This is a genomic window from Devosia sp. CN2-171 (assembly GCF_049354815.1).
Lineage (GTDB): Bacteria > Pseudomonadota > Alphaproteobacteria > Rhizobiales > Devosiaceae > Devosia_A.
In genome coordinates this window covers 3,781,356-3,797,795 of the sequence record NZ_CP186479.1, presented here as the reverse complement: position 1 = coordinate 3,797,795, position 16,440 = coordinate 3,781,356, and the positions used below count along the sequence as shown (strand labels likewise).

19 protein-coding genes are annotated in these 16,440 nt (G+C 65.2%); 11 read left to right on the top strand and 8 right to left on the bottom strand.

What is annotated here, in order from left to right; all coding sequences use genetic code 11:
• Positions 1-58 precede the first annotated feature (58 nt).
• The 3 genes from ACOYW5_RS18875 to ACOYW5_RS18865 form a co-directional block, all read right to left on the bottom strand.
• Positions 59-664, bottom strand: a complete 606-nt coding sequence (locus ACOYW5_RS18875; protein WP_423066430.1) for a hypothetical protein — start codon at positions 662-664, stop codon at positions 59-61.
• Positions 665-744: 80 nt separating this feature from the next.
• Positions 745-1,779: a L,D-transpeptidase family protein gene (locus ACOYW5_RS18870; protein WP_423066429.1), complete on the bottom strand. Its 1,035-nt coding sequence runs from the start codon at positions 1,777-1,779 to the stop codon at positions 745-747.
• A gap of 125 nt (positions 1,780-1,904) precedes the next feature.
• A complete protein-coding gene (locus ACOYW5_RS18865; RefSeq protein ID WP_423066428.1) occupies positions 1,905-2,864 on the bottom strand; it encodes an acetyl-CoA carboxylase carboxyltransferase subunit alpha in 960 nt (319 codons plus the stop codon).
• Between the two features lie 199 nt (positions 2,865-3,063).
• On the opposite strand from ACOYW5_RS18865, the gene ACOYW5_RS18860 reads away from it, so the two are divergent.
• Entirely contained in the window at positions 3,064-3,390 is a 327-nt protein-coding gene (locus ACOYW5_RS18860; protein ID WP_423066427.1) for a hypothetical protein, read from the top strand.
• 17 nt (positions 3,391-3,407) lie between these two features.
• On the opposite strand, the gene ACOYW5_RS18855 is transcribed toward ACOYW5_RS18860, so the two are convergent.
• The gene (locus ACOYW5_RS18855; RefSeq protein ID WP_423066426.1) at positions 3,408-4,319 is read right to left on the bottom strand and encodes a site-specific tyrosine recombinase XerD; all 912 of its coding nucleotides are present in this window, start codon (positions 4,317-4,319) and stop codon (positions 3,408-3,410) included.
• Positions 4,316-4,618, bottom strand: a complete 303-nt coding sequence (locus ACOYW5_RS18850) for a hypothetical protein (protein ID WP_423066425.1) — start codon at positions 4,616-4,618, stop codon at positions 4,316-4,318. The genes ACOYW5_RS18855 and ACOYW5_RS18850 overlap by 4 nt, the downstream gene beginning before the upstream one ends.
• 129 nt (positions 4,619-4,747) lie before the next feature.
• On the opposite strand from ACOYW5_RS18850, the gene ACOYW5_RS18845 reads away from it, so the two are divergent.
• The gene (locus tag ACOYW5_RS18845; protein WP_423066424.1) at positions 4,748-5,341 is read left to right on the top strand and encodes a shikimate kinase; all 594 of its coding nucleotides are present in this window, start codon (positions 4,748-4,750) and stop codon (positions 5,339-5,341) included.
• Complete coding sequence (gene aroB / locus ACOYW5_RS18840) at positions 5,334-6,449, top strand: 3-dehydroquinate synthase (RefSeq protein ID WP_423066423.1); 1,116 nt, start codon at positions 5,334-5,336, stop codon at positions 6,447-6,449. The genes ACOYW5_RS18845 and aroB overlap by 8 nt, the downstream gene beginning before the upstream one ends.
• Positions 6,450-6,538: 89 nt before the next feature.
• Here the strand turns inward: aroB and ACOYW5_RS18835 are convergent, their stop codons facing one another.
• Together ACOYW5_RS18835 and ACOYW5_RS18830 are read right to left on the bottom strand one after the other, a co-directional pair.
• Complete coding sequence (locus ACOYW5_RS18835; RefSeq protein WP_423066422.1) at positions 6,539-7,585, bottom strand: OmpA family protein; 1,047 nt, start codon at positions 7,583-7,585, stop codon at positions 6,539-6,541.
• 247 nt (positions 7,586-7,832) lie between these two features.
• A complete protein-coding gene (locus tag ACOYW5_RS18830) occupies positions 7,833-8,093 on the bottom strand; it encodes a BolA family protein (RefSeq protein WP_423066421.1) in 261 nt (86 codons plus the stop codon).
• Between the two features lie 50 nt (positions 8,094-8,143).
• On the opposite strand from ACOYW5_RS18830, the gene ACOYW5_RS18825 reads away from it, so the two are divergent.
• The 8 genes from ACOYW5_RS18825 (at position 8,144) to ACOYW5_RS18790 (ending at position 15,706) form a co-directional block, all read left to right on the top strand.
• Complete coding sequence (locus tag ACOYW5_RS18825; protein ID WP_423066420.1) at positions 8,144-8,785, top strand: J domain-containing protein; 642 nt, start codon at positions 8,144-8,146, stop codon at positions 8,783-8,785.
• 116 nt (positions 8,786-8,901) lie between these two features.
• A complete protein-coding gene (locus ACOYW5_RS18820; protein ID WP_423066419.1) occupies positions 8,902-9,459 on the top strand; it encodes a hypothetical protein in 558 nt (185 codons plus the stop codon).
• Between the two features lie 124 nt (positions 9,460-9,583).
• Positions 9,584-10,420, top strand: coding sequence for a hypothetical protein (locus ACOYW5_RS18815; RefSeq protein ID WP_423066418.1), 837 nt, complete (start codon positions 9,584-9,586; stop codon positions 10,418-10,420).
• A gap of 228 nt (positions 10,421-10,648) precedes the next feature.
• The gene (gene cobS / locus ACOYW5_RS18810) at positions 10,649-11,626 is read left to right on the top strand and encodes a cobaltochelatase subunit CobS (RefSeq protein WP_423066417.1); all 978 of its coding nucleotides are present in this window, start codon (positions 10,649-10,651) and stop codon (positions 11,624-11,626) included.
• A gap of 13 nt (positions 11,627-11,639) precedes the next feature.
• Positions 11,640-12,383, top strand: coding sequence for a class I SAM-dependent methyltransferase (locus tag ACOYW5_RS18805; protein WP_423066416.1), 744 nt, complete (start codon positions 11,640-11,642; stop codon positions 12,381-12,383).
• A 21-nt stretch (positions 12,384-12,404) separates the two neighbouring features.
• On the top strand, positions 12,405-14,297 hold the full coding sequence (gene cobT / locus ACOYW5_RS18800) for a cobaltochelatase subunit CobT (RefSeq protein ID WP_423066415.1): 1,893 nt from the start codon (positions 12,405-12,407) through the stop codon (positions 14,295-14,297).
• Entirely contained in the window at positions 14,294-15,322 is a 1,029-nt protein-coding gene (locus ACOYW5_RS18795) for an esterase-like activity of phytase family protein (protein ID WP_423066414.1), read from the top strand. Before cobT ends, ACOYW5_RS18795 begins: the two co-directional genes overlap by 4 nt.
• A 12-nt stretch (positions 15,323-15,334) precedes the next feature.
• The gene (locus ACOYW5_RS18790) at positions 15,335-15,706 is read left to right on the top strand and encodes a YybH family protein (RefSeq protein WP_423066413.1); all 372 of its coding nucleotides are present in this window, start codon (positions 15,335-15,337) and stop codon (positions 15,704-15,706) included.
• On the opposite strand, the gene ACOYW5_RS18785 is transcribed toward ACOYW5_RS18790, so the two are convergent.
• The gene (locus tag ACOYW5_RS18785) at positions 15,703-16,389 is read right to left on the bottom strand and encodes a queuosine precursor transporter (RefSeq protein WP_423066412.1); all 687 of its coding nucleotides are present in this window, start codon (positions 16,387-16,389) and stop codon (positions 15,703-15,705) included. The genes ACOYW5_RS18790 and ACOYW5_RS18785 overlap by 4 nt on opposite strands.
• Positions 16,390-16,440 lie beyond the last annotated feature (51 nt).

The window sequence follows — 16,440 nt, the reverse complement described above, 5'->3', positions numbered from 1 at the left end:
CCCCGCACAGCAACAGCGGCGACGCTATTGCACAACGGGCGACCCTGCCTAGTGCATCTCAGGTACAGGTGACGCGGACTTCACCGAATCCTGCTTCGTCGGCCTGGAATACCATGACCGTGCAGCTTGTGCCGGGGAGGCTGCCGAAGCCGGTCTCGACCACGGCGCCGGCACCGTCGAAATAGATCGTGTCGGCAGTGATCGCCCCGGTCTTGATCACGGCCTTCGACTGGCAGATCGGGTAGCTGTCATCCGGCAACACCATGAAACGGGTGCCGAGCGGAATGCAGTCGGTGGTGGGGAGGTTCGGGTCGATCTCGGCAGTTGTGGTGGTCGCGGCCGCAGCCGCGGGTGCCGCAACCGGCGTTGCCGCAAGAGCCGTCTTCTGGGCGTCCCATTCGCCCTGCAACTTGGTCATCCGGTCCTGGAGGGCCAGAAGGCCCGCCGCCGTGCCGTCATCGGCCGGGACGGCGAGGGCGGCCGTCTGCTGGCCCAACGCATCGACCGAACTGCGCAGCTCGGCCACAGCCGCGGTCACCGCTGCGGTCTTGGCATCGGTGCTGAGCTGCACCGACACGGCGCCGGCGAGCGCCACCAGCCCGACCACGGCGGCAAGAAACGGGATGATGCGGTCGATCAGGACCAGGCGGCGATAGCGGCGCATCCGGCCTCCTCAGCAAGCGTGCCGATCAATATCACGACCGTGCCCAAATGGTGGCAGGCAGCTCGCAACGCAAGGAGGGCTTAAGCAGCCCGATGGATGCGCGGCAGCGGCATCGGCGGCTTGATCGAGGGATCGATGACGCCCGTAACCTGCTCACCGCCGCCGAACAGCCCGCCGATAAAGCTGCCGATCGCCTCGCCACGTGCCTTGGCAGCAGCCTCGGCCTCAGCGGCCTTCTGCGCCTCGGCAGCCGCCTTGGCCGCCTTGTCGGCGAGATTGGCGACTTCCGTAGCCACGGCGGCCTCGTCGGCGGCCATCTTGGCCTTGACCGAGGCCGGAACGTTCTGCGCCACGGTCACCGGGCAAGCGCCCAGCGCGTCGAGTGCTGTGCCACCCGGCACGTCGAACACGTATTCCTTGTTGCACACGTCCCAGTTGACCGGCGCCTTGGAAATCTCGAACCGGTCGTAGCCTTCCTTGATGTCTTTCCAGAAGCTCATGTTCGGGCTGGCCGAGTGCTTGGCGAGGTTCGCCACCGTCATGCGGAACGGGTAGATCTGGAGCTGGAAGGACGGGTTGCCGCCTTTGAAGGTCTCGCGCGCCAGGGCGTAGATCTCTGCGATCGACTCATCGGTCATCGAATAGCAGCCGCGCGACGAGCAATCGCCGTGGACCATGAGGTCTGACCCGGTACGACCATAGGCGCGGTCGAACTTGTTCGGGAAGCCGGTGTTGAACGCCAGGTAGTAGTTCGAGTTCGGGTTCATCAGCCCGGGGGTGATCGTATAGAAACCCTCGGGCGATTGCCGGTCGCCTTCCTTGACCTTGGGGCCGAGTTCACCCGACCAGGCGCAGATTTCGTAGCTCTTGTAGAGCTTGTAGCCACCCGCCGTCTGCTTCCAGACCTCGAGTTCCGAGCTTTCCTTGAAGATGCGCACCATCATGCCGGCGCCGGGCGACGACCCCATGCTGGCGAGGCGCGACACCGTCTCCTGCTTCAGCGGCTGGTTGGCCTTGGCGTTGCTGGCCGGCTTGAACCCGCCGCAGCCCGCGAGCATGCCCGCGACCGCAAGACTGGCGCCGAGAAGAAGGATGGAGCGGAGTGTTCTGCCCAAAGTCATTACCCGAAAATCAATATCTGCCCGGGACCCGAGTTACGAGCGGACGGTTACCACAGCGTATCCGCACATGGTTAACCCGTCCCTTCCTCGGTTGTCTTGCGCTGAGCCGCCCTTGCGGATCAACTCAAATTGGTGCCGATGGCGAGGAATTTGTCGCGCCTGTGTTCCCGGATCTCCAGCCTTCCCCGGTTGCCGGGGAAATCAGTGAGGAACTGGCTGAGCGCGCGAGAAGTGGACGCCATCACCTCTTCGTGATGCCGGTGCGCTCCGCCGGCCGGCTCCGGGATGATGCCGTCGATGATGCCAAGCGACATCAGGTCGGTCGCGGTAATCTTCATGTTGTTGGCCGCGTCCTGCGCCTTGGCCGCATCGCGCCACAGGATCGAGGCGCCAGCCTCCGGCGAGATCACCGAGTAGATGGCGTTCTCGAGCATCAGCACGCGGTTGGCTGTGGCGATAGCGATGGCGCCACCCGAGCCGCCCTCGCCGATGATGATGGCGATGTTCGGCACGCCGAGCTCGAGCGACCGCTCCGTCGAGCGGGCGATGGCCTCTGCCTGCCCGCGTTCCTCGGCGCCGATGCCTGGATAGGCGCCGGCGGTATCGACGAACGAAATCATCGGAATGTCGAAGCGGTCGGCCATGTCCATGATGCGGACGGCCTTGCGATAGCCCTCGGGCCGCGCCATGCCGAAATTGTGCCGGAGCCGGCTTTCGGTATTGGAGCCCTTCTCCTGCCCCAGGATCGCGACGGGCTGGCCGTTGAAGCGGCCAAAGCCGGCCTGTAGCGCCGCATCCTCGGCGAACTTGCGGTCACCGGCGAGCGGCGTCCATTCGGTGATCAGCGTCTTGATGTAGTCGGAGAAGTGCGGGCGCTGCGGATGGCGCGCCACCTGCGTCTTCTGCCAGGGAGTCAGCCTCTTGTAGATGTCGACCAGCGCCTCGTCGGCCCGGGCACTCAGCCGGCTCACTTCCTCGTCGATGGACACGGCCTGGTCCGAAGTGGCGAGTGACTTGAGCTCGGCGATCTTGCCTTCGAGATCGGCGACCGGCTTTTCGAAATCGAGATAGGACTGCATCCAACCCGCCAGTTACATGGGGAAGGCGCGTCAGTCGCGCCCCAAAGTGGCCGGAAAGTGGCGATGGCACGCGCCCGAGTCAAGCATGGGCGTGAAGGCTGGTGAAACCGGTCTTTCTCTCGCCGTCACGGCGGATTAACCAATAGATGACGCTTCGATGACAAGCATTGTCCAACGGTGTTCGGAACTTGCGTCGACCATGACTGCCTATGCCCTGGTGAGTGTCGCCTGCCCCAATTGCCGCGGCCAGTTCCAGGAACGCGCCAAGCTGATCCGGCCCGGTGGCCAGGCCTGGTGCCCGCACTGCGAAGCACTGTTCCTGCTTGATGAAACCAGTGGCCCTATCCGCCGCACCCTTGCCGAGGCCAGGGACGCCCGCCGCCGGCGCAAGGAGCGCATCACCGAGCTCAGGTCCCGCTGGTCGGATGTGCCGGCGCCGCCAAAGCCGATGCTGATGAGCGATGTATTGCGCCGGCTCGACGAACTGCTGGAGCGCATGGACGGGCTGAACCAGAAGCCCGGCTAGCCAGGACGCGCGCCGGTCTATTCCTCAGCCAGTGGATGGTGGCCTTCCACCAGCGAGCGCAGCTTCTCGTCGAGGACATGCGTGTAGATTTGCGTGGTCGAGATGTCGGAATGGCCGAGCAGCGTCTGAACGACGCGCAGATCGGCACCGCCCGCCAGCAAATGGCTCGCAAAGGCGTGCCGTAGCACGTGCGGCGACACCCGCGCCGGGCTGATGCCGGCCCGTGCCGCGATACCCTTGAGCTCACGGGCGAAAACCTGCCGGCTCAGATGTCCCGACTCGCCGCCCGCCGGAAACAGCCACGCCCCCGGCTCGAGCTTGCCCAGATACGCTTTCACCGCATCCCGCGCCCGGTCGGTCAACGGCACGATCCGCTCCTTGCCCCCCTTGCCGCGCACCGTGAGGAATCCCGCGTCGCGCATCACCGCCGCGCGCTTCAGTTCCACCAGTTCGGAGACGCGCATGCCGGTGGCGTAGAGCAGTTCGAGCAGCAGGTAGAGTCGCCCCGACAGGGCCCGCTCGGCATCGGTGGCTTCGGGCCGCTCCACTTCTGCCTCGGCGGTGGTCAGCAGCCGGTCGATCTCGGCGATCGACAGCACTTTGGGCAGGCCGCGCCGCGCCTTGGGCGAAGCGACGATGCGGGTGGGATCATCCCCACGCACCGCGTCGGCGGCGAGGAATTTGTGGAACTGGCGGATGGCGGAGAGTTTTCGCGCGCTCGATGAGGCAGCGATCCCTTGGGCATCGAGGAAAGCTAGATACGCCGTCACTTCCTCGCGGCCGGCGCTGGTTGGGGACGCGTTCCGCCGCTCGAGGAAATCCTGGTAGTCGCGCAGGTCGCGCCGATAGGCCGCGATGGTGTTGCGTGCCGCGCCGCGCTCGGCGCTCATCATCTCGAGAAAGGCTTCGACCAGGTGGCCGGAGCTCATTCGGTCCCCGGCTGCAGCGTGACGACGCCGTCCTCACCGGCCGGCTCACCCTGAGGAGCCGGCGCCGCTTCGACAGGTGCGGGCTCGGCGGGAGGCGCCGGAGTCGTCGGCCGCGTCGTGTCGATTTCGCGACGGACCAGCGGATCGCGTTCTACCTGCGGCACCAGATCGCGCGCCGGAATGCGAATCGTCACGTCCTTCTCGCGCGGCTCGACGAACACCGTGAGGGCGAACATGGCACCGTAGCCGATACCGACAAGGACCAGCAGGATGACGATCAGGCGTATAAGGGTCGGCATGGCAATCCGCTTTTGTCACGCAATGTGCAGTGTCCCCTGTTTGGCAATGCCGATCAAGGGCGGCGAACTTTAGCAGCCATTGACTTTATGCTGCCCTAACGGTTCAAACCCGCCGAACGGGGAAAAGCCATGTCGCGCGACGGCAACAGCGGCCAGATCGACCGGCGCGAGGAATTGCTGCGGCGCCTCGGCCACCGCCCGATCGTCCTGATCGGCATGATGGGGGCCGGCAAGACCACTGTCGGACGCCGGCTGGCTGCCAAGCTCGGACGCCACTTCGTCGACAGCGACGAAGAGGTGGAGAAGGCGGCCGGCATGACCATCGAGGACATTTTCCGCACCCATGGCGAAGCCGACTTCCGCGCCGGCGAGGTCAAGGTCATCGCCCGGCTGCTCAAGGACGAAGGGATCGTGCTCGGCACAGGGGGTGGCGCCTTCATCAACCCCGAGACCCGCGCGCTGGTGAAGGCCTCGGCGATTTCGGTATGGATCAAGGCCGATTTCGACCTGCTGTTCCAGCGCGTATCGCGCCGGTCCAACCGGCCGCTGCTCAAGACCGCCAATCCGCGCGAGACGCTGCAGAAGCTGATCGACGTGCGCTACCCGACCTATGCCGAGGCGCACGTAACCGTGGTGTCGCGCGACGTCCCGCAGGACCAAGTGGCGGCCGAAGTCATCGACGCCGTACTCGAGTATCTCCAGAAGGCATCGATCGATGGCTGAGCCGATTACTGTCCACGTCCCCCTGCCGGGGCGCGAATACGACATCATCATCGGCGAAGGCCTGCTCGACGGCGCCGGCGCGCGCCTCGCGCAGATGTTTCCAGGCCGACGCTTCGGCATCGTGACCGATACCGAGGTGGCCCGCACCCAGCTGCCGCGCCTCCTCGCTTCGCTGGACACGGCCGGCATCGGCCATGCCGAGATCGTGCTGTCCAACGGCGAGAAGACCAAGTCGTTCGACAAGCTCGGCGAGGTGGTCGATGCGCTGCTCGCGGCGCGGCTGGAACGCGGCGACCTCGTCATTGCGCTCGGTGGCGGCGTAATCGGCGATCTCGCCGGCTTTGCCGCCGCGATCACCCGGCGCGGCATGGATTTCGTTCAGATCCCGACTTCGCTCCTGGCGCAGGTGGATTCCTCCGTCGGCGGCAAGACCGGCATCAATTCACCGCACGGCAAGAACCTGATCGGCGCCTTCCATCAGCCCAAGCTCGTTTTGGCCGATCTCGACGCGCTCAACACCCTGCCCGAACGGGAATTCGCCGCCGGCTACGCCGAGGTGGTGAAGTACGGCCTGCTCGGCGATGCCGAGTTCTATTTCTGGCTTGAAGAACACCGTCGCGCCATCTTTGCCGGCGACGCGGCCCTGCGCGCCGAAATGGTCGGCCGCTGCTGCGCCGCCAAGACCCGCTTCGTGCTCGAGGACGAGAAGGAGACCGGCGTCCGCGCCCTGCTCAATCTCGGTCACACCTTCGGCCACGCGCTCGAAAAGGCGACCGGCTATTCCGACCGGCTGCTGCATGGCGAGGGTGTCGCCATCGGCATGGTGCTGGCGCATGGCTTCTCGGCCAGGCTCGGCCTCGCCCCGAGCCAGGACACGGGCCGCATAGCCCAGCACCTGAGCGCTGCCGGCCTGCCGACCCGCATCGCCGATATTCCGGGCGAATTGCAGGACACCGACTATCTCATGAACGCGATCGCCCAGGACAAGAAGGTCGTACGCGGCGCGCTGACCTTTATCCTCACCCGCGGCATCGGCCAGGCCTTCATCGAGAAGAACGTCGATCCGGCTGCCGTCCGGGCCTATATCGAGGACATGCGCAGCGCGTAGAGCCCAGCGGGAACAGGAGAGGGGGTGATGCTTGCGCACCGTGGCCTCTAACCCCCTCTCCCCGCCCTCCCTGGGGAGAACGCGGCGCCCTAGGGCGCGACTGAAATGACCACCCGCCTGTTGGCCGAGAACGCGTTGCCGAACTGCTCGGTCGCGCCACCGCCCGTTGCGGTGGCCCGCTCGAAGCTGAGCCCGGCCTGCTTGAGATAAACCAGCACATTCTGCGCCCGCTCGATGGCGAACAGCGCATTGGTGGCGTGGTTGCCCTGCTTGCTCGAATAGCCGGTGACTAGCACCTTGCATTTCTGCTCGCCGATATCGGCGACGATCTGGTCGAGCCGTGCCTGCAGCCGGGGCGTCAGGTCGTTGGAATTCTCGTTGAAACCGATGACGTTGTAGAGTTCGTCGCGCGTGCAGATGCTCGCGGGGCTGCCCTCGGGATCCTGGTCGAGGCTGGCGGTCTGCACAGCCTCCCCGGTTTCCGCCGGCAGCCGCAGCGCCTGTACGGCCACGGGCGGCTTCACTGGCTTAGCCGACAGCTGGGCGGTCGCCGCAACCTCGGTGGTCACCGGTTTCTCGGTCGTCGGGGACGCAGCCGCGATGGTCACATCCGGCAGCGGCCAGCCGCCGGCCGGGGCCTTCGAGACGCCCTCCACATTGCCGTCACGCAGCACCAGAAACTCGCCCAGCACCTCGTTGCCGGTATCGGCCTTGGTGCCTTGGGTCGAAAGGCCGGAGACCGTCACTGCTCGCCCGTTCACCGACACGGCGGCGAGATAGAGATTCCGGTCGCGGTCGGAGCCGTCCCCGCCATAAGCCTCGTTGACCAGCCGCACGCGCACTTCGGCGCCCGGCTTGAACATCTCCTCGGGCACGTCGAACGAGAAGCTCTCGACATAGGCCGCCTTATCGGCCGCATCGGCGAAACGCCCTGCCGTAGCCGTATCGATCGCGGCGTTCACCGCGCCTTCGCCCAGCACCTTGCCGTCGAACGTCACCTCGAACTTGGGCGGCCCGTCATAGGCCTCGCCGCCGAGGATAAGCTGCAGCGTGCTCGACGCCGCCAATGCACTGCCGGGCAGCGCACACAGCAACAAGGCGGCCATCACGGCCGCGCGGCTTTTCTTCGCTGACATGGGTGCCCTCCGTGTCTGTCTGCTATGCAAACAGCTAGGGAAGAGCTGAGGCGATAATTCGGAGAGAACAGGGCCGACCCGCCATGCCTTCGCCGGGCTTTCGCCGCAAATCGCCGGTCGCATCGCCGATCCCGGCAGATTGCGCCATGCCGACGCGGACTTGCGGCCGTCACGGGATCGCCCAAGTTGCAGTCAGCGGCGCTCTGCCCCATATCCGAGACATCCGGCAACCAACAGAATCTTCGGCCTAGCGGCTCGTCACTTCGATGGCGAGTGCGTGGACGCCGCCTTTGAGCTCTGCGTCGAGCGTCTCCATGACGGCCCGATGCTGGGCGACGCGAGGCATTCCAATGAACTGCGGGGAGGCGATGCGGACGCGGAAATGGGTCTCACCCCCCTCGCGATAACCGCCGTGTCCCCTATGTTTCTCGCTCTCGTCGATCACTTCAAGGTGGCTTGGCGTGAATTTGACCGAAAGTTTTTCTGCAATCTGGTCGCGAACGGACATATGCATACCGGTTCAGTTTGGGGCGGGCGGCGAACCCGTAACTAGGATTGATGAAGCTGGATTCCAAGTATTTTGACCGCATCCGGATCAAGAACCGTCATCCGGAGCCAGAACCGAAGGCCAAGATCGAGGCCTGCGGGTGGGAGGGTTGCGACCAACCCGGCATCTACAAGGCGCCCAAGGGCAACCGTGCGATCGGCGAGTACCACCATTTCTGCCTCGAGCATGTCCGCCACTACAATCAGGTGTTCAACTTCTTCGAGGGCATGAAGCCCGAGGAGATGGCGTCCACCCTCAATGCCGAGCGCGAGACCGACGGCCGCCCCAGTTGGGGCTTTGGTGCCAAGCCCGGCGCCGGCCAGGGCCCGCACATGCCGCGCGGCGCGCCGCGTAGCCCCAACGCCAAACGCGTCAACGATCCGTTCGGCGTTTTTGCCCGCTACGCCCGGCATCAGAACAAGCAGCCTGCCGCCGAACGCGTTAAACCGCTGCACGAGCCGGACCGCCGCGCGTTCGAGACGCTCGGCTTCGTGGGTTTCGCCAAGGCCGACGACATCCGCGTCGCCTACAAGAAGCTGGTCAAGCTCCACCACCCCGACGCCAATGGCGGCGACAAAAGCTCCGAAGATCGCCTCCGCGCCATCATCGCCGCCTACTCACACCTCAAATCCAAGGGCTTCGTCGGGCGCTGATCCCACCGCGTAGGGATTATTGCTGAGCGTACGACACCGCACTGACCAACACCGGCGGCAACGCTCCATAGTCCCCCGAGAGGTTGGGGGACCGAACGATGAATCTGGGGAAGTTGATGCTGGCCGGCACGCTGCTGCTGGTCCTCGCAGGGTGTGCAAGCGCGAGTTTCAAGCCCTACGATAAATATGACACGACCACCGCGGGCATCCGAATCCCGGAGCGCAAGCCGCTCGTCGTACTGATGGGCAACACCGTGAGCATCCAGTGGGTCTGCAATAACGATCGCGGGCAGGCGCTGCAGTTCGGGTCGTTCCTCGCCAAGCACCATATGAAGATCGACTTCGATGGCTGCGGCGGCATCGATACTCTCGACAGCGAGCAGGACTCGACCGAAGTTCCGCTCAAGCTGATCGAGGTCATAAACGAGGCCGCCAAGGCGGCCTTTACTCCGGGCACCGGCACCTCGGGGACAACCGGAACGAACAACGAAGGCAAGCTAGCCTTCCAGATCTTCGATGTTCGGTTCGGCTATGAGGGAACGGTGACACTTCAGCCACTGGTCAAGCCCGGCGACGTGCTGCGCATCGATACCGGCACGGGCGTGGTCAGCGGCCAGGTCCCCGTCGGGAATGCCGGGAGTGATCCAACGACGCTTCCTATCAATGGCAACTGAGTTGGCAGGGCACACTCCCCGGATCGTGTTCGCGCGAAACCGTCCTGACGATACCGGGCGCCAAGTGGAAGAACTACGCCGATCCACGCGCCGGGCTGCGGCACGGGTTGCGCGAAAGCCCAACGTGGTCTCGGTCACAATCGGTGAGAAGCTCACCGCCGGGCAACCAACTGGAGAGTTGTCGCTTGTCGCCCATGTCACGCGCAAGGGCGACGTGGAGGCCGGAGACATGGTCCCGGCCACCATCGAAATCGCGATGGACAGTGGTAACTCACATCTGCGCACGGATGTCTGCGAGCTGCTCGGCCTGCCTCGCGCCCTCGCCGCACGTGCCGGCGACACGATCTGGAGCGCAGATGGCGATTTTGGAACGACCTGTCTCACGTTCGTCAAGAACGGCAATGGGTATGTCGCGACCAACGCCCACGTCGTCGCCAACATTGCGCAGGGCCGCTTCTTCCTGCCCAACGTCATGCGTCCAGCCGGCAGTGTCAGCCCGCTGACGCTTGGCGACATCGCCTACATGAGTCCATTTGGACCCGGGCGAACGGCCCGCGAAGACTTGGCCATCATCCAGACGACCCAAGGGAACGTGCAGCATCTCGGGATGGTTGGGCAGGCAGCACCCATAGCCCGGATCGACAGCTTCACTTCCCACCTCGGTGCGCCTTACTGGTACAACGTCAACGGGATGCGAGTGACGCTGAGATCGCCGCAGCCGTCACCGGTCGGCCTTCCGACTCCGATGCTCATCGATGGAATCTGGTACCCGTATGGCGGCTTTTGGATGCTGAACGTGACCGCCGGACAAGTGGAGCACGGCCACTCGGGCGCCGTGATCTGCAGGGGTGAAGGCAACGACATCTCCGCCTGCGGCATCCTGTTCGGCGGCGTCTTGCCCAACATCGCCTATGCCTTCCCGCTACAGCCAACCTTTCGCCGGGCCTACGACCAGATCTGACCCACGCGCTGCCGCGCGGTCATGAACTTTCGTTATGGGCCTATCGCCCGGCGCGATTGGCACGGCAAAGGCCGCGCGCTGCAGCGGTTTGCGGCCATGACAACACCGTCACACCGGTGACCCTGCCCCCACATCCGGCCCTACCCCCGCGCCCCCGATGCTGCTATAGAGCCCGCAATCCCCAAGGCAGCCGTCTTGACCTATTTTCACTCGAGAGCCTCGTGAAAGATGCCTGAATACACCAATTTGCCGAACAAGGAATTTTCCGTCCGCGAGACCTTCGGCATCGACAGCGACATGAAGGTGATGGGCTACGCGGAGACAGATCCGCATGTGCCGCCCGCCGACCCGGACTACCTGTTCGATCGCAACACCACGCTCGCCATTCTCGCCGGCTTCGCCTTCAACCGCCGCGTCATGGTTCAGGGCTACCACGGCACCGGTAAGTCGACCCATATCGAGCAGGTCGCGGCGCGCCTCAACTGGCCGCTGGTCCGCGTTAATCTCGACGCCCATGTCAGCCGCATCGATCTTGTCGGCAAGGACGCGATCGTCCTGAAGGACGGGAAGCAAATCACGGAATTCCGTGACGGCATCCTGCCCTGGGCCGTGCAGAACAACATTGCGCTCGTCTTCGACGAATACGATGCCGGCCGCCCGGACGTGATGTTCGTGATCCAGCGCGTGCTGGAGACCCAGGGCCGGCTGACGCTGCTCGACCAGAACCGCGTCATCACCCCGCACCCGGCCTTCCGGCTGTTCGCGACGACCAACACCATCGGTCTCGGCGATACCTCGGGCCTTTATCACGGCACCCAGCAGATCAATCAGGGCCAGATGGACCGCTGGTCGATCGTGACGACGCTGAACTATCTGCCGCACGACAAGGAAGTCGGAATCGTCCTCGCCAAGGCCAAGACCTATACCGGCGAGAAGGGCAAGAAGACCGTCAACAACATGGTCCGCCTCGCCGATCTCACCCGCCAGGCCTTCATCAACGGCGACCTGTCGACAGTGATGAGCCCGCGTACGGTGATCACCTGGGCCGAAAACGCCGAGATCTTCGGCGATGTCGGCTTCGCCTTCCGGCTGACCTTCCTCAACAAGTGCGACGAGCTCGAACGCCCAGTGGTGGCCGAGTTCTACCAGCGCGTGTTCGGCGAGGACCTGCCCGAGAGCGCCGCCAACCTCGCGGTGATTGCCTGATCCGGAGGCCACGTTGGCCCAGAATATCTACGATGATCCGGCATTCTTCGAAGGCTACAGCCAGTTCGCCCGCTCCAAGGACGGCCTGGCTGGCGCAGCAGAATGGCCGTCGCTCAAGGCAATGCTGCCGCCCCTGAAAGGCGCGCAGGTGCTTGATCTCGGCTGCGGTTTCGGCCCCTTCTGCCGCTATGCGGTGGAGCAGGGTGCCGCCGGCGTGCTGGGCGTCGATCTTTCAGCCAAGATGCTGGAGGACGCGCAGCGCCGCGGCCCCGGTCTGCCCATCCGTTACGAGCGCGCCGACCTCGAGACCTACCAGCCGCCGCAGGCCGCGTTCGACTTGGTGTTCAGCTCGCTGGCCGTGCACTACCTCGCCGATTTCGATGCCTTCGCGGCGCGGGTGCGCTCGGCGCTGAGGCCGGGCGGGCATTTCGTGTTCTGCATGGAACACCCGGTGTTTGCCGCCCGTGCCAACCCCGACTTCATGAAGGACGCCGACGGGCACCTGCTCGGCATCGTCGATGACTACCTGCGTGAAGGCGAGCGACTTACCAACTGGATCGCCAATGGCGTGGTCAAATACCACCGACTGATCTCGACTACGATCAACACGCTGCAACGCAACGGCCTGCGGCTCGACCACATCGATGAGTGGAGTGCGACCGACGCAGATATTGCAGCGCACCCCGAATGGGCCGAAGAACGCTATCAGCCGATGTTCCTGCTGATGGCGACCAGCCTCGCCCCTACCAACGCCTAGCCCCGTATCCGGACCCTTCTCATGGCCCCTCCCCCGCGTGGTTCGAAGCCGAACAAGCCCGACACGACCCAGCCGTTCAAGACGGCGATGGGCGCGGCGGTACGCGCCATCGGCGGCAAGCGTGAGCTCGAGGTCAGCTTTTCCGCCGATCGCCCGATCCTGACTACCGACAAGGCGCGGCTCGCCAACCTGCCGCGTCTGCCGACGATGCGCGACATCGCCATCGCCCGCGGCCAGGGCGACGCCATGGCCATGCGGCTCGCGAGCCACGACCCCGAGACACACCGCAAGCGCGCGCCGGCGGAGCCCGAGGCCCGGGCCGCCTATGACGCTCTCGAGCAGGCCCGCGTCGAGGCGCTGGGCTGCATCCGCATGCCCGGCATGACCGGCAATATCCACGAAATGCTGGAAGACCGGTTGTTCCGCCAGAATTTTGCTGAGGTCACCGACAAGGCAGACGCTCCCTTGGCAGAGGCTCTCGGCCTGATCCTGCGCGAGAAGGTGGCCGGCGTCGCCATCCCGCCGTCGGGCAATGCCATCGTCAACCTATGGAAGAAGGAAATCGAGGAGCGTGCCGGCACCTCGCTGACCACCCTCATGACCCGGTTCGAGGACCAGGAACTGTTCAGCCGCGCCACGCGGCAGCTGCTGCGCGACCTGAACCTCGTGCCCGACAGCGACATGGACGACGGCGAGAGCGACGACAGCGAGGGGGATGACGACCAGGATCCCGAGCGCGGCCAGGACGACGAGAAGACGCCGGAACAGGGCGAAGGCGAGAGCGAGGACGCCGAAGCCGACGAGGACCAGACCCCCGGCCAGTCCGAGGAGGAAGGCGAAGTCGACGGCGCCGAGATGGACTTCACCGATGCCGATGACGACGAATCGTCTGAGGCCGGCGAGGACCAGCCCAATCCGCCCCCACCAGGCGCCAACGCCAAGGAATTCCAGAACGTCTTCAACTACAAGATCTTCACCCAGAAGTTCGACGAAGTCGTTCGCGCCCCCGATCTCTGCCCCCCCGAGGAGCTCGACCAGCTTCGCGCCCTGCTCGACAAGCAGCTCGAGAACCTCGCCGGCGCCGTGGCGCGGCTGGCCAACAAGCTGCAGCGGCGCCTGATGGCGCAGCAGAACCGCAGCTGGGAATTCGATCTCGAGGAGGGCCTGCTCGACACGGCGCGCCTGACCCGCGTGGTCACAGACCCGCTGCAGGCCCTGAGCTTCAAGGTCGAGCAGGACACCGATTTCCGCGACACCGTGGTGACGCTGCTGCTCGATAACTCCGGCTCGATGCGCGGCCGCCCGATCACCATCGCGGCGATCTGCGGCGACATCCTTGCGCGTACGCTCGAGCGTTGCGGCGTGAAGGTCGAGATCCTCGGCTTCACCACCCGCGCCTGGAAGGGCGGCAAGTCCCGCGAGGCCTGGCTCGAGGCGGGGCGTCCGCCCAATCCCGGCCGCGTCAACGATATCCGCCACATCATCTACAAGGCCGCCGACGAGCCGTGGCGCCATGCCCGGCGCAATCTCGGGCTGATGATGCGCGAGGGCCTGCTCAAGGAGAATATCGACGGTGAGGCCCTGCAGTGGGCGCACAAGCGCCTGCTCGGGCGGACTGAAAATCGCCGCATCCTGATGGTGATTTCCGACGGTGCGCCGGTCGATGATTCGACCCAGAGCGTGAACGCCGGCAATTATCTCGAGGCCCATTTGCGCCAGGTGATCGAAGAGATCGAAACCCGCTCGCCGGTGCAACTGGTGGCCGTGGGTATCGGCCATGACGTGACGCGCTACTATCGCCGCGCCGTAACCCTGCTCGATGCCGAGGAACTGGCCGGGGCGCTCACCGACGAGTTGGCCTCGCTCTTCGACGAAGAGCCGCCCAACGCCTACCGCAAAAGCCGCTACGGATGAGTGCCTCGCGACGCGCCACGCGCTTCGCCGGAGCGGGCCTACTGATCATCAGCGCCTGCACTGCCCTGCTCGGTGCCGCGGCCCTCGGCGCTCGAGCCGAGGATTTGACGGTCACCGCCGTGCCGATCAACACTTTCCTGTCCGCCGGTATCGGCCAGCGCGTGCAAGGGCTCACCTGGCGCGGCGGCATCGAGATGCAGAGCCAGGCCGACACGTTCGGCGGCCTCTCCGGGCTGGGCTTTACCGGACCGAACCAGAAGCTGGTCATGGTCTCGGACCGCGGCAACTTCATCTCGGGCCAGTTGCTCTACGATGAGCAGGGCCGCCCGATCGGACTGATCGGCGTGCAGATCGACCCAATCCAGAACACCAAGGGCGCCGAGCTGCCGCGTGCCTATACCCGCGACGCCGAGGCCCTCACCGTCATCGTCCGCGACGGCCAGCCGAGCGCCGTGCGTGTCGGTTTCGAGAACCTGACACGCGTCGCCGATTTCTCCCTTCTCGATGGCCGCCCATCCGGCGCGGCGCGCGACGTGTCGATCCCCAAGTGGCTGAGCGATGTCCGCACCAACGAGACGCTGGAAGCGGTCTGCGTTGCACCGGCCGCTTCGCCCATCGCCGGTTCGACCCTGCTGCTCACCGAGGGCATCATCGACGATGACGGCCAGCACTCGGCGTACCTGCTCGGCAACAACGACAAGGGCCCGCTGAGCTACATCTCGGGCGACGGCACCAACCCGACCGACTGCGCCTTCATGCCCAATGGCGACCTGCTGGTGCTCGAGCGCGGCGTCTCGCTGCTCGCCTTCCAGATGCGCCTCGTCCGCATCCCCGCCGCCGAGGTGAAGGCCGGCGCCCACATGAAGGGCGAGGTGCTGCTCCATACTGCGGGCGGCGAGATCGACAACATGGAAGCCCTCGCCGTCCACGCGGCGCCCGATGGCTCGACCCGCATCACCCTCGTCTCGGACAACAACTTCAACGACTGGGAGCGCAACCTGCTGCTAGAGTTCAGCCTCGACTGATCGAGGTGAGACATGACAGCCAGAGATGTGCTTGCTGCATACGCCGACCGGATCAACCGACAAGACTTCGACCTGTTGACCGATCTCGTCGCGCCGGATGCGACCTTCTGGTTCTCGGACGGGACGCATCGCGTCATCGACGCGATCCGGGCCGCCTTCGAGGCGACCTGGCAGATAATGGGGCCTGACGAGCACTACTGGCTCGATCAGCACGAATGGATCGCCGAAGGCGATCACGCCGCCACCTGCATCTATCGCTACAACTGGCGGACGACGTTCGACGGCAAGCCCGCTTCGGGCTCGGGCCGCGGCACCACTGTGCTGAAGTGCGTGGACGATCGCTGGTGGATCGTCCACGAGCACCTGAGCGGCAATCCGGCTTAGGCGCGAGCCCCGATCGGGGGCAGCGGCATGATCCGGCCCATCAGCGCCCGGTAGGGCGCGAGCAGCAGCAGGGCAGCAAGGAACTTCACCAGGAAATCGCCGGTCGCGAGCGACAGCCATAGCGGCACTTCCGGCCCGAGGCTGAGGAACGGCGCTGGGAAGCCGAGCGAGTTGTCGGCGCTGCCATAGATCCCGTCGACAAAGGCGAAGCTGGGCGCGAAGGCGATCGTAAAGAAGATCGCCGTATCGAGCAGCGACCCCAGCAGCGAGCCGGCAAGCGGCGGCAGGAACCAGTTCTTGCTCGCGCGGAGGCGCGAGAACACCGAGATATCGAGCAACTGGCCGATGAGGAAAGCCGTGACCGAGGCGGTGGCGATGCGCGCTGTCGTCGCTGGAGCGCCGCCCACGTTCCACGGCAGCGGATTGAAGCTCAGGTAGAACGACAGCGCCACGGCAGCGACGAAGCCGACCACCACCACCTGCCGGGCGCGCGTCGCGCCGTCATAGCGATTGGTGAGGTCGGTGACGAGAAAAGCGAAGGGATAGGTGAAGGCGCCCCAGGTGAGGAGGTCCTTCAGGTTGATCGGCCCGAGCTGGGCCTCGACCGGGTAGAGCACGAGAATGTTGGACGCGGTAACGACCACGACCATGGCCGCGATAGCCGCGACGAAGCGAGCGAGCATGATCCTGCACCTCTATGTAGACCGCTGTCCGGCATCAGACCGGGGCGGCAA